The 25,202-nt window shown below is 68.3% G+C and carries 23 protein-coding genes; 16 read left to right on the top strand and 7 right to left on the bottom strand.

Annotated elements, in window-relative coordinates; genetic code table 11:
• Positions 1 to 4: 4 nt before the first annotated feature.
• The 3 genes from SNA_RS34505 (at position 5) to SNA_RS34495 (ending at position 3,932) form a co-directional block, all read left to right on the top strand.
• Positions 5 to 763, top strand: coding sequence for an RNA polymerase sigma factor (locus SNA_RS34505; RefSeq protein ID WP_030066796.1), 759 nt, complete (start codon positions 5 to 7; stop codon positions 761 to 763).
• On the top strand, positions 763 to 1,809 hold the full coding sequence (locus SNA_RS42960; protein ID WP_030066797.1) for a hypothetical protein: 1,047 nt from the start codon (positions 763 to 765) through the stop codon (positions 1,807 to 1,809). The genes SNA_RS34505 and SNA_RS42960 overlap by 1 nt, the downstream gene beginning before the upstream one ends.
• Positions 1,810 to 2,333: 524 nt before the next feature.
• Positions 2,334 to 3,932, top strand: a complete 1,599-nt coding sequence (locus SNA_RS34495) for an acyl-CoA mutase large subunit family protein (protein ID WP_030066798.1) — start codon at positions 2,334 to 2,336, stop codon at positions 3,930 to 3,932.
• Between the two features lie 57 nt (positions 3,933 to 3,989).
• On the opposite strand, the gene SNA_RS34490 is transcribed toward SNA_RS34495, so the two are convergent.
• On the bottom strand, positions 3,990 to 4,844 hold the full coding sequence (locus SNA_RS34490; RefSeq protein ID WP_030066799.1) for a hypothetical protein: 855 nt from the start codon (positions 4,842 to 4,844) through the stop codon (positions 3,990 to 3,992).
• A gap of 51 nt (positions 4,845 to 4,895) precedes the next feature.
• Here SNA_RS34490 and SNA_RS34485 point away from each other — a divergent pair, with 51 nt between their 5' ends.
• Positions 4,896 to 5,108 carry a hypothetical protein gene (locus tag SNA_RS34485; protein WP_030066800.1) on the top strand — a complete coding sequence of 71 codons (213 nt, stop codon included), beginning with the start codon at positions 4,896 to 4,898 and terminating at the stop codon, positions 5,106 to 5,108.
• Between the two features lie 29 nt (positions 5,109 to 5,137).
• Here the strand turns inward: SNA_RS34485 and SNA_RS34480 are convergent, their stop codons facing one another.
• Positions 5,138 to 5,845: a FadR/GntR family transcriptional regulator gene (locus SNA_RS34480; RefSeq protein WP_030066801.1), complete on the bottom strand. Its 708-nt coding sequence runs from the start codon at positions 5,843 to 5,845 to the stop codon at positions 5,138 to 5,140.
• A gap of 193 nt (positions 5,846 to 6,038) precedes the next feature.
• Here SNA_RS34480 and SNA_RS34475 point away from each other — a divergent pair, with 193 nt between their 5' ends.
• From SNA_RS34475 to SNA_RS34465, 3 genes are all read left to right on the top strand, one after another.
• Positions 6,039 to 6,554 carry a gluconokinase gene (locus tag SNA_RS34475; RefSeq protein ID WP_030066802.1) on the top strand — a complete coding sequence of 172 codons (516 nt, stop codon included), beginning with the start codon at positions 6,039 to 6,041 and terminating at the stop codon, positions 6,552 to 6,554.
• A gap of 84 nt (positions 6,555 to 6,638) precedes the next feature.
• On the top strand, positions 6,639 to 8,063 hold the full coding sequence (locus tag SNA_RS34470; RefSeq protein ID WP_044368189.1) for a GntP family permease: 1,425 nt from the start codon (positions 6,639 to 6,641) through the stop codon (positions 8,061 to 8,063).
• Between the two features lie 306 nt (positions 8,064 to 8,369).
• On the top strand, positions 8,370 to 9,563 hold the full coding sequence (locus SNA_RS34465; protein ID WP_051877336.1) for a DUF1266 domain-containing protein: 1,194 nt from the start codon (positions 8,370 to 8,372) through the stop codon (positions 9,561 to 9,563).
• A gap of 44 nt (positions 9,564 to 9,607) precedes the next feature.
• On the opposite strand, the gene SNA_RS34460 is transcribed toward SNA_RS34465, so the two are convergent.
• On the bottom strand, positions 9,608 to 10,093 hold the full coding sequence (locus tag SNA_RS34460) for an ATP-binding protein (protein WP_044368187.1): 486 nt from the start codon (positions 10,091 to 10,093) through the stop codon (positions 9,608 to 9,610).
• Positions 10,094 to 10,352: 259 nt separating this feature from the next.
• Here SNA_RS34460 and SNA_RS34455 point away from each other — a divergent pair, with 259 nt between their 5' ends.
• The 8 genes from SNA_RS34455 to SNA_RS42950 all read left to right on the top strand — a co-directional run bounded on the left by SNA_RS34455 (position 10,353) and on the right by SNA_RS42950 (position 18,725).
• A complete protein-coding gene (locus tag SNA_RS34455) occupies positions 10,353 to 11,207 on the top strand; it encodes a helix-turn-helix domain-containing protein (RefSeq protein WP_044368186.1) in 855 nt (284 codons plus the stop codon).
• Positions 11,208 to 11,218: 11 nt separating this feature from the next.
• Complete coding sequence (locus SNA_RS34450; protein ID WP_030066808.1) at positions 11,219 to 11,419, top strand: DUF397 domain-containing protein; 201 nt, start codon at positions 11,219 to 11,221, stop codon at positions 11,417 to 11,419.
• A gap of 37 nt (positions 11,420 to 11,456) precedes the next feature.
• Positions 11,457 to 11,654, top strand: coding sequence for a DUF397 domain-containing protein (locus SNA_RS34445; protein ID WP_030066809.1), 198 nt, complete (start codon positions 11,457 to 11,459; stop codon positions 11,652 to 11,654).
• A 228-nt stretch (positions 11,655 to 11,882) separates the two neighbouring features.
• On the top strand, positions 11,883 to 12,368 hold the full coding sequence (locus SNA_RS34440; protein ID WP_338059843.1) for an SseB family protein: 486 nt from the start codon (positions 11,883 to 11,885) through the stop codon (positions 12,366 to 12,368).
• Positions 12,369 to 12,929 (top strand): hypothetical protein, encoded by a 561-nt coding sequence (locus SNA_RS34435; protein WP_044368185.1) that lies wholly within the window; start codon positions 12,369 to 12,371, stop codon positions 12,927 to 12,929. It begins immediately after the preceding gene.
• Positions 12,926 to 17,731 carry a putative T7SS-secreted protein gene (locus SNA_RS34430; protein WP_051877337.1) on the top strand — a complete coding sequence of 1,602 codons (4,806 nt, stop codon included), beginning with the start codon at positions 12,926 to 12,928 and terminating at the stop codon, positions 17,729 to 17,731. Before SNA_RS34435 ends, SNA_RS34430 begins: the two co-directional genes overlap by 4 nt.
• Positions 17,732 to 17,746: 15 nt before the next feature.
• The gene (locus tag SNA_RS42955; RefSeq protein WP_157880170.1) at positions 17,747 to 18,052 is read left to right on the top strand and encodes a hypothetical protein; all 306 of its coding nucleotides are present in this window, start codon (positions 17,747 to 17,749) and stop codon (positions 18,050 to 18,052) included.
• A gap of 349 nt (positions 18,053 to 18,401) precedes the next feature.
• A complete protein-coding gene (locus SNA_RS42950) occupies positions 18,402 to 18,725 on the top strand; it encodes a hypothetical protein (RefSeq protein ID WP_157880169.1) in 324 nt (107 codons plus the stop codon).
• A 329-nt stretch (positions 18,726 to 19,054) separates the two neighbouring features.
• On the opposite strand, the gene SNA_RS34425 is transcribed toward SNA_RS42950, so the two are convergent.
• Positions 19,055 to 20,635, bottom strand: coding sequence for an FAD-dependent monooxygenase (locus SNA_RS34425; protein WP_104532130.1), 1,581 nt, complete (start codon positions 20,633 to 20,635; stop codon positions 19,055 to 19,057).
• Positions 20,636 to 20,736: 101 nt separating this feature from the next.
• On the opposite strand from SNA_RS34425, the gene SNA_RS34420 reads away from it, so the two are divergent.
• On the top strand, positions 20,737 to 21,408 hold the full coding sequence (locus tag SNA_RS34420) for a TetR/AcrR family transcriptional regulator C-terminal domain-containing protein (protein ID WP_030066815.1): 672 nt from the start codon (positions 20,737 to 20,739) through the stop codon (positions 21,406 to 21,408).
• Positions 21,409 to 21,599: 191 nt separating this feature from the next.
• Here SNA_RS34420 and SNA_RS34415 read toward each other — a convergent pair whose 3' ends face one another.
• The 3 genes from SNA_RS34415 to SNA_RS34405 are packed head-to-tail and all read right to left on the bottom strand — an operon-like array spanning position 21,600 to position 25,068.
• Complete coding sequence (locus SNA_RS34415; protein ID WP_030066816.1) at positions 21,600 to 22,745, bottom strand: acyltransferase family protein; 1,146 nt, start codon at positions 22,743 to 22,745, stop codon at positions 21,600 to 21,602.
• Positions 22,742 to 24,091: a polysialyltransferase family glycosyltransferase gene (locus SNA_RS34410; RefSeq protein ID WP_030066817.1), complete on the bottom strand. Its 1,350-nt coding sequence runs from the start codon at positions 24,089 to 24,091 to the stop codon at positions 22,742 to 22,744. Before SNA_RS34410 ends, SNA_RS34415 begins: the two co-directional genes overlap by 4 nt.
• A complete protein-coding gene (locus SNA_RS34405) occupies positions 24,091 to 25,068 on the bottom strand; it encodes a glycosyltransferase family 2 protein (RefSeq protein ID WP_030066818.1) in 978 nt (325 codons plus the stop codon). Before SNA_RS34405 ends, SNA_RS34410 begins: the two co-directional genes overlap by 1 nt.
• Positions 25,069 to 25,202 lie beyond the last annotated feature (134 nt).

Genomic DNA, 25,202 nt, shown 5'->3' with positions numbered 1-25,202 from the left:
ACCCGTGCGAGGGGACGACATTCAGCCGGACGACAGCCGGCTGACGGTTGCCGTACAGGCGGCACAGGACGGCGACGAGACGGCGTTCCGTACCGTCTACCGCGCCGTGCATCCCCGACTTCTCGGATATGTACGGACCTTGGTGGGCGAACCGGACGCGGAGGACGTCGCCTCCGAGGCGTGGCTCCAGATCACCCGCGACCTCGCCCGCTTCAGCGGCGACGCGGACCGCTTCCGGGGCTGGGCCGCCCGCATCGCCCGTAACCGTGCCCTGGACCACATACGGATGCGTGGCCGCCGCCCGGCCATCGGCGGCGACGAGAGCGAACTGGCCGACACCCCCGCGCTGTCCGACACCGCCAAGGAGGCGCTGGAAGCCCTGGGCACCGGCCGCACCATGCGGCTCATAGCCAGGCTGCCGCAGGACCAGGCCGAGGCCGTGGTGCTGCGGGCGGTCGTCGGACTCGACGCCAAGAGCGCCGCGCAGGTGCTCGGCAAGCGGCCCGGAGCGGTGCGCACCGCCGCACACCGCGGGCTTCGCAAACTCGCCGAACTGATCGGGGACCCGTCGGGCGACGCCTTCGGGGAGGCCGCCGACCAGGACGAAGACACATCCGTCGGCCCGCCCGCCCGGGGCGCGCGCAGGGGCGGCGGCAGCGCGGGGGAGGTGCCCCCGCAGGGACGATGCCGCAGCGACGGCGCGACGGAATCGTCCGTACCAGGTGTGACGGAATCGGCCGCACAGACGCAGAAGGACATGTGATGGCCGACGACCCGTACGACTGGCTCGACAAGGACGCCGCGGAGCAATTGCTGCGTGGCGATTCGGTCAGTGCCACCGGCGGCGACGGCGCCCGGGAACTCCAGCAGCTGCTCAAGGCCGCCGCGGCCCTCGGCGCGGGTCCGGCCCAGGGCACCGAGCTGCCCGGCGAGGCGGCCGCGGTGGCCGCGTTCCGCCGCGCGCAGCACGGCTCCGGTGCGCGACCGCGCCGCCGCGCCGCGGCCGGCCAGGGCCCCACCCGCACCACTCGCTCCGGCGGCCTCGTCGAGCGCACCCGTCTCGCGCGCCCCTTCCGGCGCGGCTTCGCCGTCGCCCTGGCGGTCTGCGCGATCAGCGGCGTCGCGGTCGCGGCCGGTACGGGCGTCCTGCCGACCCCTTTCCAGGGCGGCGGCCCCGAGCCCGCCGCCACGGTCTCCGCCGCCGAGACCCCCAGCACCTTCGCTTCCCGCGGCCCCGGCACGGAGACCGACGGCGCCACCACCTCCTCGCCCTCCGGCAGCCCCGGCTCCGGCAACCCCAGCGACACCCCGTCACCGGGCGCCTCGCACGGCCGCGGCAAGCCGGGCGGCGGCAAGGGCGGCAAGGGCCACGGTGACGACGGCGGCGACCTCCCCGCCCAGGACGTCCGTAAGAAGATCCTCCTGACGCTGTGCCTCGCCTACCAGCGCGGCGACCTCGACGCGTCCGCCGAGCGCCGCCTGACGCACACCGCCGGCGGCGCCGACAAGGTGCACGCCTTCTGTCGCCCCTACCTCGCCGGCGGGGGCAGCGGCCAAGGTGACAACGATGGCGGGACCGCCGGCGACATCGCCGGCCTCACCGACGGCGGGGCCGGCGGCGGTGCCACCGGCAGTGAGGACAGCGGCGGCGAAGGCAACGGCCAGGGCGGCCAGGGCGACAACTCCCACCCGCACGCCTCCCTGAGAGCCGCCACACCCACCGGCGCCACCACCCCCGCGCCCACGCCCACCACCGGCGCCCCGGCCCCCTCAACCACCCCGAGCGCCGCGGCCACCGGCCAGGTGTGACGTTTTCTGCGCCAGTGACGCAGTACTGATTGAAGCCGACTGGTCATCGGCTGCGCGCGAGCCGGGGTCCCCCCCGTACCCACGGCTACCGCGCCAACGGCGCGGGCGGGGCACGTTCCCCCGGCCCTGCCCGCGCCCCCCCCGCCGCCCTTTGCGCCTAAGCCGGCGCCGCCCCTTTTTGCGCCTAAGCCGGCGCCGCTCTCGCGTAGGTGGTTGGTGTTCGTGGGGGTTGCTCAATTATCGCTTCGGTCACTACGCCGACGTGGGTGCGGGGCGGGTGCATCGTTGGCGGCTTTCCCTCTTGCCGTAGCGCCGTAGCGCCGTAGCGCCGTAGCGCCGTAGCGCCGTAGCGCCGTAGCGCCGTAGCGCCGTGCCGCCTTGCTCCCGTGCGCCCTGCTTCCCTGCTCGTCTGCTTCCGTGCTCCCGGGGTGCCGTGCTGCGGTGCGGCGTGGGGGCGGGCATCCTGGGCAGAAGCCGGAAACAGGCGTAAACCGGGTGCGGGTGACCTTGGGAGGCGGACGGTCATGGCGGGCGAATCGGGTGGTGTCCGGCGCAGTGAGAGCGGGCTTCCCATCGAGGCCGTGTACGGGCCGCAGGCGCTGGACGGCTGGGATCCCGAGCGGCGGCTCGGTGCGCCCGGCGCCTATCCCTACACCCGTGGCGTGTACTCGACCATGTACACCGGCCGGCCCTGGACGATGCGTCAGTACGCCGGATTCGGCACCGCCCGCGAGTCCAACGCCCGCTACCGGCAGCTGATCGCCCACGGCACGACCGGACTGTCCGTCGCCTTCGACCTGCCGACCCAGATGGGCCACGACTCCGACACGCCGATCGCCTCCGGCGAGGTCGGCAAGGTCGGGGTGGCCATCGACTCCGTCGAGGACATGCGGGTGCTGTTCGGCGGCATTCCGCTGGACCGGGTCTCGACGTCCATGACCATCAACGCGCCCGCGGCCCTGCTGCTCCTGGCCTACCAACTCGTCGGCGAGGAAGAGGGCGTGAAGCCCCATCACCTCACCGGCACCATCCAGAACGACATCCTCAAGGAGTACATCGCGCGGGGGACGTACATCTTCCCGCCGCAGCCCTCCCTCCGGCTGGTCGCCGACACCTTCCGCTACTGCCGGGCCGAGATCCCCAAGTGGAACACCATCTCCATCTCCGGCTACCACATGGCCGAGGCCGGCGCCTCGCCCGCCCAGGAGATCGCCTTCACCCTCGCCAACGGCATCGCCTACGTCCGTACCGCCCTCGCCGCCGGAATGGACGTCGACGACTTCGCCCCCCGGCTGTCCTTCTTCTTCGTCTCCCGTACGACGCTCCTTGAGGAGGTCGCCAAATTCCGTGCCGCACGCCGCATCTGGGCCCGCGTCATGCGCGAGGAATTCGGCGCCCGCAACCCCAAATCCCTCATGCTGCGCTTCCACACCCAGACCGCCGGGGTGCAGCTCACCGCCCAGCAGCCCGAGGTGAATCTCGCCCGCGTCACCCTCCAGGGCCTGGCCGCGGTGCTCGGCGGCACCCAGTCCCTGCACACCAACTCCTTCGACGAGGCCATCGCCCTGCCCACCGACAAAGCGGCCCGGCTCGCCCTGCGCACGCAACAGGTGCTGGCGCACGAGACCGATGTCACCGCCACCGTGGACCCCTTCGCCGGTTCCTACGCCATCGAGTCGATGACCGACGAGGTGGAGGCCGCGGCGGTGGACCTGATGCGGCGCATCGAGGACCTGGGCGGCGCGGTGGCCGCCATCGAACGCGGCTTCCAGAAGGAGGAGATCGAGCGGAACGCGTACCGCATCGCCCGGGAGACGGAGGACGGCGACCGGATCGTGGTCGGCGTCAACCGCTTCCAGCTGGACGAGGAGGAGCCGTACGAACCGCTGCGCCTCGACCCGGCGATCGAGGCCCAGCAGGTGGAGCGCCTGGCCGCGCTGCGCGCGGGCCGCAACCGCCGTACCGTCACCGCCGCCCTCGACGGCCTGCGGAAGGCGGCCGAGGGGACGGAGAACGTGCTCTACCCGATGCGGGAGGCACTGCGGGCGCGGGCGACGGTGGGGGAGATCTGCGAGGCGCTGCGGGGGGTGTGGGGGACGTATGTGCCTACGGATGCGTTCTGAGGCTGCGTGGGTTTCGGTCCACCAGGGTCGTGGAGTCGCCCCGCCCGGCCCGCAGGTTCATTCCACCCGGGCCGCGAAGCCGTAGAACAGATCCCGTCCCGGGACCGGGAGGCCGGGCGGCAGCGGTGCGCCGGGCAGGGGAGGAAAGGCGCAGTCGGTCCAGACCATGCGCCCGTCGTCGAAGTGCTCGGCGAGGTCGACGACGCTCACCTGCTCGCCGTACGCGTAGCCGCTGAGGGTCGCCGAGCCGCTCAGGCCGCAGCCCTCGGTGAGCCGGAACCACTGGTCGCAGGCCCAGCGGAGCTCATCGGGGCGGGCCGCGACGATGGTGGTGCGGTGGATGACCGATCCGCTCCACGCGTCGTCCTCCAGCACGTAGAAGCTGTGGGCGCCGCCGCTGTCGTGCGGGGGCTCGGGCGCGGACTCTCCGGACGGGGTGGGCAGTTCGAGCATGGCGGCCAGCTCGGCCAGACCGGGACGGGTGAGGCGATGGCCGGGATCGGAGCCGGAGCCGGGGGCGAGGTCGGGGCCGGGGGCGGCCGCGCGTATCCGGGCCAGCAGATCCGCAGCCTCGGCGCGCCGCCGCCCGATCGTGGCCTCGTCCTCCCCGAACTCCTCGGCGTCCGAGGGGTTGAGCTCGGTCATGTTCTCCCAGTAGTCGATCTGCTGGGCCAGGCGTCCGGCCAGCAGCGTCATCGCGGGGACGTCGCGGGGACGCCTGCGCAGTACGGCGCGCAGCCAGGGCTCCTCCGGCCAGGTCTGCCCCTCCGCCCCGTCCGCCGCGGTGCCCGCCGGACCGGCCGCCGTCAGGCACAGCAGCCGCCCCCATGCGAGCGCGGCCTGGGTATCGCCGGCCGCCGCCGCGGTGCGCAGACGCTCGATCGCCTCGTCGTTGATTGCCGTGGTTGCCATGAACGGAGGCTAGCGAGAGGCACTGACAACCGGTCCGTCAGACTGTCTTCCATGTCGTCACCCCGCCGCGCGTGCCCCGTCTGCACCCGAGAGATCGCCGTCGTCGGCGGCCGCTACGCCCGTCATGACCCTCCGGGCCGTCGTTCGGGCATCGAGTTGATCTCCTGCCCCGGCTCGCGGCGGACGGCGCCGATGATGGCGCCGGCGGAGAAGCTGTTCGACCCGGAGGAGCCGCCGATGCCGGGCCAGCAGCCGCTGTTCTGAGGGGTGCGCGGGCGATTGTTCGGGTCCAACTACGGTGCCAGGACGTCCAGTTCGGCCATCGCGCCGGTCGTGATCTCCCGTGTCAGCGCCTCCGCCCGCGCCGCGTCGCCCACCCGTACCGCCTCCGCCACCTGGACGTGCAGGGTGACGGCCGCCGGGTCGGGGTCGGTGAACATGACGTGATGCTGGGTGCGGCCGGTCAGGACAGCGGCCACGACATCGGCGAGCCGGGCGAACATCTCGTTGCCGGAGGCGGTGAGGATGACGCGGTGGAAGGCCGTGTCGTGCACGAGGTAGGCGTCGAGCTGCTGGCCGCGTGAGGTGGCGACCATGCCCATCGCGTGCCCGGTGAGCTCGGCGCACTGGTCGGGGGTGGCGTGGGCGGCGGCCAGGCCCGCGGCGACCGGTTCGACGGCGGAGCGCAGCACGGTCAGCGAGCGCAGCTGCCGGGGGCGGTCGCGGCCGGCCAGCCGCCAGCCGATGACCCGGGGGTCGTAGACGTTCCACTCCTCGGTGGGCCGGACGGTCACGCCCACACGCCGCCGGGAGACCACCAGCTGCATGGATTCCAGCACCCGGATCACCTCGCGGACGACCGTGCGGGAGACGTCGAAGCGCTCCGCCAGTTCGTCCGTGCGCAGGACCGTGCCCGGAGGGAAGTCGCCCGCGGTGATCTCGGGCCCGAGGGTCTCCAGCACGCGGGCGTGCGGCCCCTTCCCCTGCCCCTCGTTTTCCATGAACCAAGCCTACGGTCCCCCTCGGCAGCCAATTAAGTATGACTTTTACATCACAGACTCTTGAATACGTCGTACCCAATGGGTTTCAGTGGGGCCGGTCAATGAGGACGGCGCGAGCACCGCACGCGGCGCGAACAGCGCAAGCGGTGCGAGCGGCGCGCGTAGTGCAGTGCGAACAGCGAGGTAGAGCGGCATGAGCACCCCCCAGGTGATCGTCGTGATGGGCGTGGCCGGCACCGGCAAGACGACGATCGGGCCGCTGGTGGCCGCGGCTCTGGGCGTCCCGTACGCCGAGGGCGACGACTTCCACCCGCCGGCCAACATCGCCAAGATGTCGGCCGGCATCCCGCTGGACGACGCCGACCGGTGGCCGTGGCTGGACGCCCTCGGCGCCTGGGCCCACGACCGCACCGGCCACGGCGGGGTGGTCAGCAGCTCCGCCCTCAAACGCGCCTACCGCGACCGGCTGCGCGCCGCCGCCCCCGGGATCGCCTTCCTCCACCTCACCGGGGACCGTGCGCTCGTCGAGTCACGGATGACGGGACGCACCGGCCACTTCATGCCCACCGCACTGCTGGACTCCCAGTTCGCCACCCTCGAACCGCTCGGCGCGGACGAGGCGGGCGTCGAGGTCGACGTCTCCGGTACGCCGGAGCAGATCGCGGACCGCGCGGTGGCGGCCCTGCGCCACCTGGAACCGGTCGCCTGATCCACCCCCCCGTCCCTCTCCTCCCTCCTCACCAAGGGAACCCCTGCCCTCCACCAAGGGAACCCCCGACCCTAGGGAATCGCCGTGACACATCTCAGCGTCGAGATGCTCGCAGCGGACGCGACGATCGAGCCGATCACCTCGGCCGGTCACGCGCAGCTGGGCATCGCCGTCCTGGCCGGTATAGCCGTCATCGTCCTGCTCATCACCCGCTTCAAGCTGCATGCCTTTCTGTCGCTGATCATCGGCTCGCTGGCGCTGGGCGCGGTGGCCGGTGCGCCGCTCGACAAGGCCATAGCCAGCTTCTCGACGGGGCTGGGCACGACGGTCGCGGGCACCGGCGTCCTGATCGCGCTCGGCGCCGTCCTGGGCAGGCTGCTCGCCGACTCCGGCGGCGCGGACCGGATCGTCGACACGATCCTGGCGAAGGCGGGCGGGAAGGCCATGCCCTGGGCGATGGTGCTGATCGCCGGCATCATCGGCCTGCCGATCTTCTTCGAGGTCGGCATCGTGCTCCTGATCCCGGTCGTGTTGCTGGTCGCCAAACGCGGCAACTTCTCGCTCATGCGCATCGGCATCCCGGCGCTCGCGGGCCTCTCCGTCATGCACGGCCTGATTCCCCCGCACCCCGGCCCGCTGGCCGCCATCGACGCGGTCCATGCGAACCTCGGCATCACCCTGGCCCTCGGCATCGTGGTGGCCGTCCCCACGGCGATCGTTGCGGGCCCGCTCTTCTCCCGTTACGCGGCCCGCTGGGTCGACATCCGCCCGCCCGAGACCATGGTCCCCGAGCGCGCCTCCGACGACGTGGAAAAGCGCGCCTCCGACGACCTGGAGAAGCACCCCGGCTTCGCCGTCACCGTCGCCACCGTCCTCCTCCCCGTGGCGATGATGCTGGCCAAGGCCCTGACCGACATCGTCATCGACAACCCGGAGGACGCCGTCCAGCGCGCCCTCGACGTCATCGGCTCCCCGCTCATCGCGCTCCTCACCGCCGTCCTCGTCGCGATGTTCACGCTGGGCCGCGCGGCCGGCTTCACCCGCGGCCGGATCGCCACCACGGTCGAGAAGTCCCTCGCCCCGATCGCCGGCGTCCTGCTGATCGTCGGCGCCGGCGGGGGCTTCAAGCAGACACTCGTGGACGCGGGCGTCGGCCAGATGATCCTGGACGCCTCCAAGGGCTGGCACGTCTCGGCCCTGCTCCTGGCCTGGTTGATCGCCGTCACCATCCGTCTGGCCACCGGCTCCGCCACCGTCGCCACCATCTCCGCCGCCGGCCTGGCCGCCCCGCTGGCGGCCGACATGTCCACCACCCACAGCGCCCTGCTGGTCCTGGCCATCGGCTGCGGCTCGCTCTTCTTCAGCCATGTCAACGACGCCGGGTTCTGGATGGTCAAGGAGTACTTCGGGATGAGCGTCGGCCAGACCCTCAAGACCTGGTCGGTGATGGAGACGCTGATCTCGGTGGTGGGGATCGGGTGCGTGATGGGGTTGTCGGTGGTCGTTTAAGCCTTCGGGGCCCTGGGTTCTCCGGTTCCCCTGGATCCTCCGGTTCCGGTGGCTTCCCAACTCTTCTCCTCCCCAACTCCTCTCCTCCCACCCTGTGTGCCATCCGGGCGGATTCCGCCCCGGGCGCCGCACCCCCTCCGGCGCCCGTCCCCGTCACGAGGCCGCAGAGGCGGATTTCCCGCCTCTGCGGCCTCGTGGCACGTCGGCCTCCGGCTGGCGTTGGCTAGCATCGGCCGCCGCTTGTTTGAATACCGACATGATCTTTCCCGCAGGCGCGCGGGATGAAGAGTAGGGGGATGAGGGGGCATGTCGGCAGACATGGCGGCCTGGGTGCCGGCGACGGACGTGGAAGTCGGGCTGTGCGAGGCGCGGGCTCGGGGGGACTGGGCGGCCTATTTCGATGTGCTGGCCGCCACGCATGTGTTCTTGGCGGATGGACGGCGTGAAGTGGACGCCGGTTACGGGGAATCGGAGATAGGTGCGCCGTGGTGGAATCCGGCGATCGGGCAATGGTGTCTGACCGTCGTGACCGAGGGGATGTTGCCCGTACCGAGCGCCGATATCGTGTTCCACAGCCCGTATCTGCATCAGGTCGGGGAATTGCTCGCTGAGGGAGGCCAGTGGCTCGCGGTCAATCCGGGGACACCGTGTGAGGGGTACTTTCCGCCGAACCCGCAGCTGTGGCGTATGCATGAGCAGCGCGTGAAGACACCTGACCAGACGAAGCGACTGAGGGCCATCCGTACGGGGCCGACGCGCGGACCGCTGGCGCAAGGACTCGCCTGCGGTGCGCAGTTGTGCATCAACAACGGGTTCCCGTGGAACATGGTCAATTGGCATGGCGCGGGATATCAGAATGAGCGGAGGACGCTCAAGGAATGGTGGGGCATCGAGAGCCGGGCGGACTGGCTGGAGCAGCAGGAAACATTGCTCAGCCCCAATGTGGGGGCCTCCTATTGGGAGTTCGTACTCATGGTGCGGAAGGGAGTCACTCAGGCTGTGGGGCGTCCGGCGGATGCCATGACGTGGCGGTCCGCGACGGAACAGGTTCTGCGGGCGGAAGGTGAGAGCGAGAAGACCATCAAGAAGGCCGGCGGGATCATTGGAAAGATCCTGCGGTACGAGGCGCGGTTCCGGGCCGATGGGATCTTGGCGGAGGACCAGTGCGTGTCGTCGGTGCGGGCCTGGTATCTGGGGCGCGCTTCGAATATGGCGCGATGGGGATTGGGCGCTCGGTTCTGTGATGCCGGGGAAACGGAACAGAGGCTTGTGCAGACCGCGGAGCTGAGCCGCGCCGCCTACAGCTCCTGGGCGGATTTCGGGCTGGGATTCGTACTCGGCCGGTGTCTGCATTTCGATGAGGAGCGGTTCGGCAGCTGGTTCACCGACATGGTGGACGTGTATCGGACGTTGATGTCGGATTCGGGCAGCCCCTGGCTCAACATCCCTTGGTTCGGGGAGCGGGGGGAGACGGCCGAGAGGGGCGTGGCCGGCTACTGAGCGTGCGGTCCGTTCATGGTCCGTCCGTGGTCCGTTCGTCGCGTTCACGCCGCCAGGGCGGGTGGTGGCGGCGGTGGCGTCGAGGGCTTCAGCGCCAGCTCGAACCACACGGTCTTCCCGCCCGGCCCGAGCAACGAGTCCCCGAGCGCACACCCACCCCACTCGTCGGAGACGAGATCGAGGATGAACAGCCCCCGGCCGTCTTCTGCTTCTGCCGCGGGTGGCGCCGACAGGAGGGGCAGGTGGGGACAGGTGTCCGTCACGCTGACCCGCAGTACGGGGTGCGTCCAACGGACGCGTACGGAGGCGGGCCCTTTGGAGTGCTGGACGGAATTGGTGGCCAGCTCGGAGGTCAACAGCTCTGCCCGGTCGGCAAGTTCGAGCAGATCATGCGCGTCCAGCACCGCCCGGAGGGTCGTTCGCGCGATGCCGGGGCCGCGGGGATCGCGGGGGAAGGCGAGTTCGTATTCCCAGGGTTCGGTGAAGGGGAGGGGGGTGGGGTCTTCCGGGACGTACGGGTTCAGGTTCACGCGGGCACCTCCGTGTGCGGCGCGACGGTGTACGGACCTTCGGGCCAGTCGCTCTCCTGGTGCCGTGCGGTGGCATTGCCGCTTTCAGAGTGCGGTGCGCTTCCGCGAGTGCAGGACCGTGAGCGAGTGGCGTGGGCCACACCGTAGCCGCTCGCTACATAACCGTTCTACCAACTCACTAGAACGGGTTAACTGCTGGATCCCTCGTGGACCAGAACCACCGGTGTCGGCACACTGTGCGCAAGCGAGGAGAGAACACATGGCACCGAGGCATGCTCCGACGATCCGTCAACGCCGGTTCGGCGCAGAGCTGCGCCGCCTTCGAGAGGCGGCAGAGATGTCTGCACCTACGGCGGCCAGCCTGATTGGGACGGACCGCACGGTGATTTCCAACGTCGAGGCGGGGCGCTTCGGCATCAGCGAGGAGAGGCTGCGTCGCCTGGCCAGCGTCTACGAGTGCGACAACGATGCGCTGATTGATGCCCTGGCCGAGATGACCGGAGTCCGCAAAGGCGGCTGGTGGGAGGAGTACCGGGGCAAAATCCCGCCAGGCTTCCTCGACGTCGCCGAGCTTGAGCACCATGCGGTGCGGCTGCGTACCGTCCAGACCGCGCATCTGCCTGGGCTGTTCCAGACAGAGGACCATGCGCGAGCCATCTTCGAGCTCTTTACGCCCCCGATTCCTCGCCTTGAGGTCGAGCTACGGGTGGCACACCGGCTCAGCAGGCAGTCGGTGATCACGCGTGCCGATGCCGTTTCGTACATTGGCGTCATCCACGAGGCGGCCCTGCGCATGCAGCTCGGTGGCAGAGATGTGGCGAGGGCCCAGCTCAACCACCTTCTGGTTGCCGGAGAGTGGGAGAACGTGACACTCCTCGTGATCCCCTTCTCCGCCGGAGGGTTCCCTCTGATGGGCGAGAGCGCTGTCCTCTACGCCGAAGCGGCGAATCCGCACTTGGATACGGTTCACATGGACTCCCCGACTGGCGCGGTGTTCATCGATGCGCCAACCCAGTTGGCCCACTTTCGCACCCGGCTGGATCTGGCCGAGAAGAAGGCGCTGTCTCCGGAGGAGTCTGCTGACCTTATCCATAGGATCGCCAGAGAGTTGTAGGGGTAGCTGCCTTGTCCGAGCTGATATGGCACAAGTCATCGTTCTCCGACGCCGGAGGCAACAACTGCATCGAGGTCGCGGCCAATGGCGACGACATCGCTCTACGGGAGGGCGAGGCCCCAGCGCGGGTCATCGTGACCGGTCGGGGTGTGTTGCGGGGGCTGATCGTCGGGGTGAAGGCCGGAGCGATGGTGGGGGCTTCGAGCCGCTGAGCCTCCTACCCGCCAAATCGACTGTAAGGGAGTCGTCTTGACCGAGTGGAAATGGCGCAAGTCCTCGTTCTCCGAGGCTGCCGGCAACGCCTGCGTCGAGGTCGCCGCGACCGGCGACGGGGTGGCGCTCCGGGAGAGCGATGCCCCGACCGAGGTCCTCGTGGTCGGCGAGAGCGCGATGCGTGGGCTGATCGCCGGGGTGAAGGCCGAGTCGCCTGGCGCACCGCGCCGCTGACCGCCGGTCCGGACGACGACGCGGCCAGCGGCGCGGACCACGAAGCTCAACTCGGCGCGTCAGCCGGGTCGTCGGCATTGCTGCATGCCCTCATCAATCCCCCAACAAGCGGTCACGGCCCGGCAGGTGAGCTGCTCCGCCGCGACGGAAGCCGATTTCTCTTGAACCCAAAAGAACTGTAGGGCCGGTTTTGTCGCTGGCGTGTTCGACTCGTAGCGTCAGTGTCACGTGTCATGGCTGCGTCACGCATCAGGGGAATCAAGGGAGGGGCTCGCCGTGCCATTGGCCGACGAGGTAGCAGCAGTTCACGCAGGACAGCCAAATCCAGCCGCGCTGATCGGGGAATTCCGGCGCACGTCAGTACTTGTCCCCCTCGTCAACGACTCCCTCATGTCAGCCGAGTTGGGCGGCATCCGCTGGGTCTACGCATTCACCGACGAGGACGCGCTGTCGCGCTTCGCCGCCGCCCGTGGCAGTGAGCCCGGCACCGAGTGGCGCTACGTGACCGCAGCTGGCGCCCGCCTTCTTGACGTGCTGATTCCCGCTATGGACGGTCCCGCAGGCGTGGCTTTGGACGCGGGCAGTGAACAGGGGGCACTCTTCCCGCCGGTGGCCGGCATCGTGCCGGACCGCGCAGCCGTGGACATACCCGGAGACGTAGAGATACGGGACGCAGCACCAGGGGGAAATATCTTGCAAGGGGGGAACGTCTAAATGGGCCTGATAGGCGGAGACGGGTACAAGGTCGAGCCGGAGGCCCTCGAGCAACTCACCAAGGGCATCAAGGCCGCCACAGCCGAACTCAAGGAGCTTGGTTTTGACGTAGAAGCCGAACTCGGCCGTGGTTTCGGCAATTTGTCCCTGGATAGCCTGGAGTGCGGCGATGACGGACTCGCTGCCGCTATCGGCTCGTTCTGCGAACGCTGGGGCTGGGGCGTCCGCACCCTCATGCAGGACGCCAACGAATTCTCCAGAAAACTGGACATCACGGCCGGCATGTATCACGAAGAGGAGCAGTACGTCTCCGACGTACTCAAGATGGGGGTGAATGCCTCTATCGGCGACCCCACACTCTCGGGTGAGGAGCTCCATAAGAAGTCATGGAGCCAGATCGGCGCTGACAACCCGCTGACCAGCTGGGACTGGAACCCGAACTCCAAGGAGACAAACGAGGCCAGGCAGAGGTCGTCCGAGGCGCTCTCCCACGCCAAGGACGACATCACGTCCATACCCGACCGCATCACGGGCAGCGGCGATTGGGGTGACGGCAAGTGAGCTGGTTCGGTGATGCCGTAAACGCCGTCGGCGACGGCGCGGAAAAATTGACGAACGCCGTCGAGCGCGGTGCTGGCGAGGTCGTTGAAAAGGGTTCCGAGGTAACAAGCGATGCACTGGAGTGGGTCGGCGCGGACAAGGCAGCCCACGCCGTACGCACTGCCGGCGCCGACGTTGCGGGAGCCCTGGGTGCGCACGTCGATGAGCGCCAACTGGGCGAGACCGAGGATCCCAAGGAACTCATCCACGGCGATGTCGCGAAAATCCATGAATCCGCTTCCCATCTGAAGGACTTCTCCGCCGCCTTCGACCGCGTCGCGGACGGTATGCGCAAGATCGGCTCCCAGAGTCATTGGAGCGGTAAGGCCGCGGACGCCTTCCGGGAGAAATTCGATATGCATCCCAAGCAGTGGATGCACGCCGCGGACGCCTGCGACGCCACCTCAAAGGCCCTGAATTCCTATGCCCATACGGTCTCCTGGGCGCAGGACAAGGCCGCGGACGCCATTGAGAAATACCGCAAGGCACAGCAAGCCGCCGAGCACGCCCAGAGCGAGTACGAGTCCCAGTACGACAGCTATCGGGAACGCCACTCAGCCTACGAGTACCTCGTCTCACAGGGCAGCAGCGACGCCGGCTCCGAACCGCAGGCCCCCGACGAGCCTGGAGACGTGGGCAAGGAGGACCGCAAGGCCGCCGAGAGCATTCTCAAGAACGCCCGCCACCAGCGCGACGAAGCCGCACAGCGGGCTCGTCACGCGTTCACAGAAGCCCTGGCACACGCCCCGGCGAAGCCAGAGTTCACCGAACTGGCGGGCGCCAATCTCAAGGACTTCGGCACCGGCTACGTCGTTGAAAACGTGCATCTCGCCGGCGGCTTTCTGAAGGCGGCGGCCGAAACCAGCAAACTCGCCCGCACCGTCAACCCGATGGACCCCTACTACATCACCCACCCCTTCAAATACGGCCCCAACGTCACTACCACCCTCGCCGGCCTGACGAGCGCTGCCACCCATCCGAAGCAACTCGTGACGGGGATGCTCGGCACGGGCTGGGGCAGCGACCCGGCAGACGCCACCGGTGCCTTCATCTTCAACCTCATCGGCGGAAAGGGCGCCGGCGGGCTGGGCAAAGCCGCTGCGCGGGCGGGGGCGAAGGAGGCGGTCAAAAGCGCCGGGCGCAATGCGCTGAAGCGCTCCGCGGATGGCATGCGCAACTTCGCCCGCACGTTCAAGTGCAAGGTCCTGCGTCGCGAGCCAGTGGACGTGGGCACGGGCCGGATGATCCTCCCGCAGACTGATATCGCCTTGCCGGCCGGTCTTCCCCTGACCTTCACTCGTACCTTCGAGTCGTCCTACCGGGCCGGGCGGTGGTTCGGCCCGACGTGGTCGAGCACCGCCGACCAGCGACTGGAGATCGACGCGGAGGGCGTCGTCCTCATCACCGATGAAGGCCAGCTGCTCGCCTACCCTCACCCGGCCGTAGGGGTTCCTACCCTCCCCGCTGACGGCCCCGGGCGGCCGCTGGAGCGAACGCCGGACGGCGACTACCTGCTCACCGACCCCACCAGCGGCATGCGCTGGTACTTCACCACCCACACCGAAGACCTCGCCCTCCTCGACGAGATATCCGACCGCCACGGCAATCACCTCACCTACGACTACGACGAACAGGGCGCTCCGACCGCAATCACCCACAGCGCGGGCTACCGCCTCCTGCTCACCACCGAGGCCAGCCGTATCACCGCCCTCCACCTGGCCGGCGCGGCCCCGGGCGGTACCGATCAGCTCGTCCTCACCTACGGCTACGACGAGTGGGGCAACCTCGCCACCGTCACCAACTCCTCCGGCGTTCCCCTCCGCTTTGGCTACGACACCGAAGGCCGGATGACGTCCTGGACCGACACCAACGACAGCCACTTCACCTTCGAGTACGACGACGAAGACCGCTGCACCTGGCAGAGCGGCGGGGACGGGCATCTACGCTCCCGCCTCGTCTACGGCGACCCGGACCCCGAAACGGGACTACGCACCACCCTCGAGTACGACTCGCACGACCGGCTGACCCGCTACCAGATCAACGACCGCCTCCAAGTGGTCGCGGAAACGGACCCCACCGGCGCCACGACATACACCCAGCGCGACGCCCAGGACCGGGTCGTTTCCACAACTGACCCCCTCGGCCGTACGACTCACCTCACGTACGACGACGAGGGCCGCCCCGCGCAGATCACTCTTCCGGACGGCACCACTTCCTCCACCACCTACGACGCCGACGGCCACCCCATCTCCACCATCGGCCCCGACGGCACCATCTGGACTCACACCTACGACACCCACGGCAACCGCACCTCCACCACCGACCCCACCGGCGCCACCACCACCTACACCCACGACTCCCGAGGCCACCTCGCCTCCGTCACCGACGCCCTCGGCAACACCACCCGCCTCTACTGCAACGAGGCTGGCCTACCGCTCAGCGTCACCGACCCCCTTGGCGCCACCACCCACTACCGCCGCGACGCCTTCGGCCGCGTCACCTCCACCACCGACCCCCTCGGCGAAACCACCCACATGCTGTGGACGGTCGAAGGAAAACCGGCCGCGCGCATCGACCCCACCGGTGCCACCGAGGAGTGGACCTACGACGCCGAAGGCAACCGCCTCACCCACACCAACGCCGTCGGTCAGACCACTCACTTCGAATACGGCCACTTCGACCTGCTCACGGCCCAGACCGGTCCGGATGGTGTCCGGCACGAGTTCAGCCACGACACAGAGCTCCGCCTCACCTCGGTCACGAACCCCCAGGGTCTGACCTGGAGCTATCAGTACGACCCAGCCGGCCACCTGATGTCAGAGACGGACTTCGACAACCGCACCTTCACCTACACCCGCAATGCGGCCGGACAGCTCACGGCCCGCACGAACACCCTCGGCCGAACGATCACCTACACCCGTGATCTGCTCGGCCAGATCGTGGAGAAGAACGCCGACGGCAAGATCACCAGCTATCAGCGCGACACTGCGGGTCGCCTCCTTCAGGCGATCAGCCCCGACGCGACGCTCTCTTACCAGCGCGACCGCCTCGGCCGCATCACCGCCAAAATGGTGAATGGCCGCACGGTCTCGTACGTCTACGACGCCCTCGGTCGTCGCACGCACCGCACCACCCCCACCGGGGCTACCAGCACCTGGTCCTACGACGCGGCGGGTAATCGGACCACTCTCACAACCTCGGGACACACTTTTGACTTCGAGCACGACGCCGCAGGCCGCGAGATCACCCGTCAGCTGGGCAACATCCTCACCCTGGCCAACACCTGGAACGCCCCCGGACGCCTCATCGAACAATCCGCAACTGATGCCCATTCCCGCACCATCCAGCGCCGCGAGTACAGCTACCGGAGGGACGGCAACCTCCTCGGCATAGACGACCACCTCAATGGCCCGCGCACCTTCGGCCTCGACGCTGCGGGCCGCGTCACCACCGTCCAGGCGCAGGGCTGGACCGAAACCTACGCCTACGATGAGGCAGGAAATCAGTCCGAAGCCACCTGGTCGGATAGCCACCCCAGCTCAGAGGCTCGAGGCACCCGCACCTACACCGGCACCCGAATAGTCAATGCTGGCCGGGTCCGTTACGAACACGATGCCCAGGGCCGCATCACCCTCCGCCAGAAGACCCGCCTGTCTCGCAGACCCGACACCTGGCGCTACACCTGGGACGCCGAAGACCGCCTCACCACCGTCATTACCCCCGACGGCCAAACCTGGCGCTACCTCTACGACCCCCTCGGCCGCCGCATCGCAAAGCAGTACGTAGCGGCTGACGGATCGATTCTCGAACAGATCGACTTTACCTGGGACGGCACCAACCTCGCTGAACAGACAAGCAGTACACCAGGCTCCTCTACCCCCATCACGATCACCTGGGACCACGACGGCCTCCGTCCCATCGCCCAAACCGAGCGAAAAACCCTCGTCGACGCGCCCCAACAAGTAATTGACCAGCGCTTCTTCGCGATCATCACCGACCTCGTCGGCACCCCCACCGAACTCGTCGACGAAACCGGCGACATAGCCTGGCGCACTCGCAGCACCCTGTGGGGCGCCACCACCTGGACCCGAACCAGCACGGCCTACACCCCGCTCCGATTCCCCGGTCAATACTTCGACCCCGAAACCGAGCTCCACTACAACTTCCACCGCTACTACGACCCCGAGACAGCTCGCTACGCCAGCCCAGACCCTCTTGGTCTCGATGCAGGCCCCAACGCCTCCGCCTATGTCCACAACCCCCACACCCGGGCTGATCCTCTCGGGCTCATGGATTGCACGACCAGAGGAGGTGTCCTGCAAACTGGCGGTGAACTCCGTCGCGTGCGCGGGGACTCCGACTTCTACAACGATTGGGCAGAGGAAGCCTACAATTCAATTCGAACAGCTGACGATGTGGATGCTATTGCCGCAACTGCCGCGAACCACGGATTCTCACGCCCTGACATCGCACAAATCAAAAGCCATCTCTTCGAAGAAGAACACCTGCTCGACGGCTATGGGGAATCCTACACAAGTAGGTTCGATGCCAATCCCAGGATCGCCGAAGCCTGGATGCGGCTGAAGAACGGCGACCCGCACCCCGCAGATATTGACCTGCTCCGCCACGAGCGCTACGAATCCAACTACATGCGAAACACCGGAAACCCAAGCTACCAGCAGGCCCATCAAGCCACTCTCGACGCCGGCCATACATGGGATCAAGAGGCTGCTTCCCGCGATGGTTTCGGTCGCCGAATCTGAAAGGAGCCACTTCAAATGGCACTCTCTTTTCATGCCTTGCTCGTCGAGAGCACGGATTCAGTGCATCTCTATAAGGTAACTTGCGATGGCGATAGAGTCGCACATGTGATCCTCGACGAGGGCAGCAAGAAGATTATGCCCGCCTCCTCGGCTGGAGAGGCATCCGGAGAGATGAGCATGTCGCTGGAAAGTGGAAATGTGGTATCCCTGGATAATGGCGATTGGACTCGGGAAGAGTTCGCGCTTGTGGCATCGCACATCAGGTCCCATTGGGCGAAGACCGGATTGCCCCCGAATAGCATCAGAAAGTACTTCGGATGACAGGCGGCAGCCCACGTCGGCGGGCCCTGCGCAACGCTCACACGTCAAACGTTTTCTGGCACGTGTCACACCATGCGGACTTGCCGCCATATGCCAGCCTGCCGAGGCGCCAGCGATAGGGCACATGGGCGTTCACCCCCTCTCATCTCGTGTCCAGTCATGGAGGATTGCAGCGTCCTATCCGGGGGACGCTGCGCCGTTATGGTGAGCGCTCGCCCGAGCGAAGTTCAGTGTCTTTGGCTGCGACGTGCCGTCACTCCGTACCGTCCGTGTGGCTCAGAATGGGGCGGCCGAGATGAACTTCATTATCAAAAATTTGAGAAGTTGAATAGAGCGCAGGGAGGGGGGAATGGCGGATCTGGACTTGTATGTTGAGGCCGTGACCCGTGCGGAAATTCTCGGAGCTGCCTTGGGTGTTGATGTATCCAAGTGGAGCGAGGCTTTTGGCGATGACTGTGTGGAAGATGTGCGGAAGTCGCGCATGCGCAGAGACTATGGATTGATCGAGATTTTCTTCGAGCGGCGTGCGGCGTCATGCTGTTCTGGAAATTTCTCTTCAATTCACCGCCTCGGGCAGGGGGAGCACGTGGTGCCTCGAGTGCTGGCTCGCCGATACGGAGAGTTCCGTAGCCGAGCAAAATTCGAGGATCTGCGTGATTCGATTCTTCATTAGGGGGTCGGTATCGAAGAATTGGAGCTCCTGGGAGCTCACCGTCATTACAAGCTCACTCAAAACAACGTCTCTATTTACGTGGTGGAGGCAGCTGACGCGGAATTGCCGGTTGCGTGTGGAGACATCTGGTCTATCAACGTGCTTCTAGCTCGCTGAGCGCTGGACACGTATCTGCATCAGGTCGGGGAGATGTTGCCGGGTTGGTCGGCCGGGGTCCCTGTGTTTGCAGGCCCCGGCCGCGTGCTGGTGCGGGGCGGTGAAGTCCGCTCCTACCTCCCGACGGTCGCCCGTTCCGCAGCCGCGGGCGAGCATCGTTCCATGCGCCGTACTCAGCGCAGCGGCTCTGCCGCCAGTGCCGCACCCGCGCCGATGAACGTCTCCAGGGCTTCGGTGAGGCGCTCCGTGGCCTTCTCGGGCGGTGTTGCGACGGCGATGTAGCCGTCGGGGCGGATGAGGAAGACGGCGGGGTCGGAGCCATACGCGTCGCGGATGTGTCCGTCCGAATCGACGAGGTCCGGGGATGAGCCACCCACACGATACGTACGGACCAACTCCTCGTCCAAAGGCAGGAGTTCGACGTCACCCAGCGCCAGCACAGTGAACTGCGCCCCCCGATAAGCCTCGAAAAGCCGGAACGGCCGCCCATCAGCCGTCGTGCACGGCGCATCCGGTGCCCGATCCCCCGCCCGCAGTCCGTCCTCGGGAACATCCGGCCGCAGTTCCTGCGTCAGCGGGCTCTCCCGGTACCCGATGTCCAGCTGATGCAGATCCCGCCCGCGTCGCATCGTGCGGGAGCGGAAGAGGCGGGTGCTGATGTCGAGGATGTGGGCGGCGATGGGGCGGCGTTCGGATTCGTAGGTGTCCAGGAGGGTGTCGGGGGCGCCGTGGCGGAGGACCTGGCCGAGTTTCCAGCCGAGGTTGTAGGCGTCCTGGACGCTGGTGTTGAGGCCCTGGCCGCCGGCCGGGGTGTGGACGTGGGCCGCGTCGCCCGCGAGGAAGATCCGGCCGACGCGGAAGCGGTCGACCATGCCGACGCGCGGGCGGAAGACGGAGGACCAGCGCACCTCGCGGATCTGGTCTGCGGTCAGGTGGGTGTGGGCGGCGATCAGGGCGCGGACGGCGTCGGGTGAGGTGTCCGGCGTGCCCTCGGGGGATACCGCGACGAAGCACTGGAACAGGTCCGTGCGGGCCAGCGGCAGCATCATGGTGAAGCCGCCGCCCGGCGGCATCCAGCGGTGCCAGTGGTCCCGGTCGAGCCCGTCCACCCGGATGTCGGCGAGCACCGCGGCGCCCTCCTCCAGCTCCGGACCGCTCATCCCGATGTCGAGCCCCCGGCGTACGGTGCTGCGTCCGCCGTCCGCGGCGACCAGATAGCGGGAGACGACGGTCCGGGTGCCGCCGTCGGGGAGGGTGAGGTGGGCCCGTACGGTCTCCGCGTCCTGGTCGAAGGCGGTCAGTTCGGTGCCCAAGAGGACGCTGCCGCCCAGGTTCTGGAGGTGCGCGTGGAGGATTTCGATGTTGCGCCACTGGGGGACCATCAGGACGTTGGAGTACGGGGCGGACGGTGTGGGCTCGACGTGTTCGAGCAACTGTTCGCGGGAGGTGATCCGGCCGTCCTCCCAGAGGCCCACGGGGGGATATTCGCCGCCGGCCGCCTGTATCTCCTCCAGCACGCCGAGGTCCTCGTAGACCTCCTGCGTACGCGGCTGGAGGCCGGTGCCGCGGGCGCCGGGGGAGAGGTGGTCCTGGCACTCGACGACCAGGGCGGACACGCCGCGTCGGGTGAGGTCGATGGCGAGGGCGAGGCCGGTGGGGCCGGCACCCGCAATCAGAACGTCGACGGTCGTTGCGGCTGTAGCGGCTGTAGCGGCTGTAGCGGCTGTAGCGGCTGTAGCGGCCGTAGCAGTCATAGCGGTCGTAACGGATTCCGCGGCAGCTTCCTCACGGGCTTCCTTAACGTTGTTAAGTTCCATGTCACACAGCATCCGCTTAACGGTGTTAAGTTGTCAACATGGTTTCGCGCATCGACCGGAAGCAAGTGGTGGAGACCGCCCTGCGCCTGCTGAACGAGGTGGGGCTCGAAGGGCTCACCCTGCGCCGCATCGCGAAGGAGCTGAACGTCCAGGCCCCCGCCCTGTACTGGCACTTCAAGAACAAGCAGGAGCTGCTGGACGAGATGGCCACCGAGATGTTCCGGCGGATGACCGCACCGCTGATGGCGGGGACCGGCCCGTGGGACGACAGCCTCGGTTACAGCTGGCAGGACGCCGCGCTCACCGCCGCCCGCCAGCTCCGCCGCGAACTCCTCAGCTACCGCGACGGTGGCAAGGTCTTCAGCGGTACGCGGATGACCGATGAGAGCTCAGCCGGGCCGTTGGAGACCCACCTGGGCCGGATCGTCGCGGCGGGTTTCACGCCGCGCGAGGCGGTGCGGGCCTGGTTCACCATGTACAACTTCACCGTCGGCCTGGTCATCGAGGAACAGTCGGTCCACCCGGACCCGGACGACCCGGCCCACCGCGATCCGGCTTACGACTTCGACGCCCGCCGGCGCCGCCTCGGGGACAGCCATCCGCTGGCGGCCGAGGCGGCGCCGCAGATGTTCGGCGATATGGAGGCGTCGTTCGAGGCGGGTCTGCGGATCATCGTCGCGGGGATCGAGGCGACGCGCGGGAAGGGGTAGCGGGGACGTCCCGCAGGGGAGCGCTCCTCGGGGCAGTCCTCGTCAGGCGGCGCCGGTCAGTGCAGTGCTCCTCGGGCCAGCGCTCCTCAGGACGGCGCCCCTCAGGACGGCACCCCTCAGGGCAACGCCTCTCATGGCAGCGCCTGTCATGGAAGCGCTCCTCAGGCCGGCGCTACTCAGCGCAACCCCCCTCACCCCCGCCCCGCGATCCACCCCTTCAGCCGCGGCGTCAACGGCCGTTCCACCCACCGGTGCATCGCCCACGCCAGTGCCAGCATCAGCCCCACCGTCAGCGCCAACGTCGCGTACGAGGGGAGCCCGGCGTCCCGGTGCAGGACGCGGACCACGACCCAGCCCAGGTGTTCGTGGACGAGGTAGAAGGGGTAGGTCAGCGCGCCGGCCACGGTCAGCCAGCGCCAGTTCAGGCGGTGCAGGCCGCCCAGGGCGACGGCCGCGACCAGGGCGAAGCCGAGGGTGACGACGGCGATGATGCCGGCCGTGGAGCGGTAGGAGAAGGCGTGGACGGTGGGGGCGTGCCAGAGTCCGGCGACCGCGTAGTGCTGGCCGATCAGCCAGCTGACCACGACGATCGCCCAGGCTATGGGGTCGCGCGCCCCGTAGCGGTGCAGCAGGTACAGGCCCACGCCGCCGATGAAGAACGGGGCGTACTCGGGCATCAGGACGACGTTCAGGAACGGCTGGTGGGCGGCCTGGGCCAGCGCCGCGGCCAGGGTCCAGCCGGCGCAGAAGAGGACGACGCGGCCGCGGGTGGCGCCGGGCAGGACGATGCACAGGGCGAACAGGGCGTAGAAGCGCATCTCGGCCCACAGCGTCCAGCAGACGCCGAGGACGCGGTGTACCCCGAGCGGCTGCTGAAGCATCGTCAGATTGGTGAGGACCTCGCTGGGGGCCAGGGCCTTGTAGGCGACCCAGGGGAGCGCGAAGACGAGCGTGACGAGCAGGATCGCGGCCCAGTACGCCGGGTAGAGGCGCGAGATGCGGGAGGCGGTGAAGGCCCGCAGGGTGCGGCCCCAGCCGCTGAGGCAGATGACGAAGCCGCTGATGACGAAGAAGATCTGGACGCCGAGGCATCCGTAGGCGAAGTAGGGCGCCAGGGTGGGGAATTGGTGGGCGGGCGAGCCGCCCCAGGCCGCGGATATCTCGCCGCTGCGCCCCCCGTAGTGGTATGCCGCGACCATCAGCGCGGCCAGCAGTCGCAGCCCGTCCAGTGCGCGCAGTCGGGAGGAGCCGCTCTCCCGGCTGCGCACCCGTATGGAGCGGGGGGCGGGGACCGGCGCCGCGGAAGGGGCGCCCGACGTCAGCTCCGTGGTCGTCATCCGAATGCGGCCCGCTTCTTCAGCCGTCGCTGGACGGCCCGCGCCCGCCGCGCGACCTTGCGCACGGTGGCATTGCGCGGGATGAACGCCAGCTGCGAGGGGATCGCGCCGGGCAGCGCCAGCGCGGTCAGGCGGCGGCGTTTGAAGTAGCGCCAGGTGTGCTGGTCCAGGCGCGTGGCCAGATAGCGCTCGGTGGCCGGGCGGAGGTTCGGGTAGATCTGGTGCTGCATGGCGTAGCCGACGGCGGTGACCAGGCCGGCGATGTCCCCGGGGGCGGTGTTCGGCGTCGCGCTGCGGTCGGCGAGGTCGGGGACCAGCGCGTCGACGATCGTGACGGGGATGCGGTTGCTGTTCTGGTACGGGGAGAGCCGCTCCAGCAGCAGGCCGGTGCCGGTGCGCGCGGTCGGCAGATCGTAGAAGGCCGAGGCCGTCAGCAGCGCGGTGGAGAAGCAGCCGACGACGAGCGCGGGCCGCATCCGCTGGTAGAGGACCTCGGCGAGCACCGGGGTGTCCAGGACGGTCAGGGTGAGGTCGAGCTTCTCGGCCTCCCGTTCCAGCAGGCGCGACCAGCGGGCCGGTGCGGACGGATGGGGTTTGAAGACGATCTCCTGATGGCCGCGCTCGGCCGCGCCCCGCAGCATCTGGACGTGCAGCCCTTCCTCCTCCTCGGGGGTGAGGATGCCGAGCGCGGAGAGGTACTGGCCGAGGAGCAGGGCGGCGCCGTGCGGTACGTCCAACTCGGGTGTGGTGTCGGACAGTTCGTCCAGCACCTTCAGGAAGGCGTCGGTCGGTACGGTCTCGGTCGGCACCTCGAACTCGGTGAGCAGCAGCGGCGTCAGCCCCGGCACCAGGTCCAGGTGCAGCAGCCGGCCGATCCGGGTGCCGATCAGCGGGTCGAGCTTGTTGCGGGTGGGGCCGTAGCTCATCAGGCCGTCGGCGTAGACGTCGAGGGGCGCGCCCGGGAAGACCTGGGCCAGCGCGAGGGCCGGGTTGACCTGGATGGATTCCACGATCAGCTCGACGTGCGAGTCGCCCAGGCCCCACAGCAGCCGCAGATACCGCTCCCACAGCGGGGCGTCGTCGGCGCGCGGGGACCAGCCGCCGGGGTGGAACGGGCTGATCGTCTCGTTCCAGGACAGCACGCGGTCGAAGCGGGTGCGCAGCCGGTCGAAGCCGGGCATGGTGTCCAGCGACGCGGTGGTCTCCGGGGTCGCGGCGTTGTTGCTGAGCAGCAGCAGACGGCGGTCGGCCGGTGCGAAGCGGTCGGCGTCCAGGGCGGCGGCGAGGGTGGCCGCGCCGTAGAGGGTGGACGCCATGAAGATCTGGGTACGGGGCCGGTTGAGCATCAGGCGGCGACCTCCGCGGGGACCGGGCGGCGACGCAGCCGCCGCAGCCGGGACGCACGCTGTACATCCATCGAATCCAGGGCTTCCTTCAGTACGTCCTGCGGCATGCGTTTCATGGCCGCGGCACTCATGGATCGCAATTTACGGGCGACCTGCGGTTCGAAACGTTCGATCGAACCGAGGTGGTGGGAAATGATCGCGCAATAGGTGCGCACGGCCTTCGGGAGAAGAAGATCCGCCTCGCGGTCCTGCGCGGTTTCTTCGATCACCTGGTCGAATGCGCGAATAAAGTCCAATTGTCGTACGTCGCCGATCTGGGTCAGCGAGGAGGCGACACCGCGCCGGTAGAAAACGCCGAGGAGGCCCACCACGGCCATGGATTTCGCCTCGCGGTGCAGCCGCCAGATCCACGGCCGGTCCTCCGCGGTGCGCAGCCCGTGGCGGAAATGCAGCACCCCGTCGTCCAGCAGCCTGCGGTGATAGATGCCGGCCCAGGCGTAGGCGTAGTCGACGGAGGTGGAGCGGTCGGACGGCAGGATCAGCGCGCGCGGGTCCATGACGACACCGCGCCGGCCGTGCGGGACGCGGTGGACGGTGCGGGCGCGGTTGGTGCACTGGACGTGGTCGGTGCGCAGGAAGTCGCAGCCCAACTCCTCGATGGCGGCGAGGAGTTCGGGGTAGTAGCCGGGGGCCAGCCAGTCGTCGCCGTCCAGGAAGGCGACGTATTCGCCCCGCGCCTCGTCCAGGCCGGTGTTACGGGCGGTGGCCAGCCCGCCGTTCTTCTCGTGCCGCAGCACTCTGGCGCCCGGGAGCTCGCGCTCGGCGCGCGCAAGGATGTCGGGGGTCTCGTCGCGTGAACAGTCGTCGACGAGCAAAAACTCAAAGTCCTCGCGGGCGTTCGCCGCCAGGCTTTTCAGGGTGTCGGGCGCGTATGTCTGCACGTTGTAGAACGGCACGATGACGGAGAGCTTAACCACCCGGGTGACATTAGGTGGCTGCCCGGCATTCGTCTTTACGCGGTCCGGACGTCAGGGTGAACGAAGAATGTCGGGATGGTTAACCAGGCAGATAATCGACCGGGTTCGCCATTCGTCGACCCGCTGTTAACCCT

This window comes from Streptomyces natalensis ATCC 27448 (assembly GCF_000935125.1).
Lineage (GTDB): Bacteria > Actinomycetota > Actinomycetes > Streptomycetales > Streptomycetaceae > Streptomyces > Streptomyces natalensis.
Note: the sequence above shows the minus strand (reverse complement) of the source record. Positions and strands in the feature narration are given on the sequence as shown.